This window comes from Bradyrhizobium sp. NBAIM03, from assembly GCF_020194055.1.
Lineage (GTDB): Bacteria > Pseudomonadota > Alphaproteobacteria > Rhizobiales > Xanthobacteraceae > Bradyrhizobium > Bradyrhizobium yuanmingense.
Genome location: NZ_JADYVS010000172.1, coordinates 1 through 438, shown reverse-complemented (window position 1 = coordinate 438; position 438 = coordinate 1). Strand labels below are relative to the sequence as shown.

Annotated in this window: 1 pseudogene; it reads right to left on the bottom strand. The window is 66.2% G+C overall.

What is annotated here, in order from left to right:
• A pseudogene (locus I6F21_RS37945) lies at positions 1–423 on the bottom strand (hypothetical protein); the annotation flags it as partial.
• Positions 424–438 lie beyond the last annotated feature (15 nt).

The following is a 438-nucleotide window of genomic DNA, read 5'->3' as shown; positions in this document are numbered from 1 at the left end:
GGCCTTGCCCTGGTCGAGTGCGCCGATGGCCCGCGCGATATCCTCGACGAAGAAACTGTTGAGAATGCTGATCTCCGCGTCCTCTTCGGGCTGGGCCTCGTCGTCCTCGGCGTCGTCCGCTTCCGCCGTTGGCTCGTTGTCCGGCTCTGGGGGTGTGGCTTTTGCTGCCCGTTCCGGCTTCGGCTTGTCTTCAACGCTTTTCGCCCGGATGACCAGCAGCGGAGCGGACGCGTCGCCCGCGGAAGGGTCATGACCCGACCAGTTGCACAGGATGTCGAGCAGGCGCAACAGGTCGTCGGGGCTGCAGGGCGTTGGGCCCTCACCCTGTTCGGCGGGGGTGGCAGCGGCGCTGCGGAACGTTGCTACGTCGCGCTTGAGTGCTTCAAGGCTTGCCTGGAAGGCGTCGAAGTCCAGGCCCTGCAAGCCACGCCTGGAGAT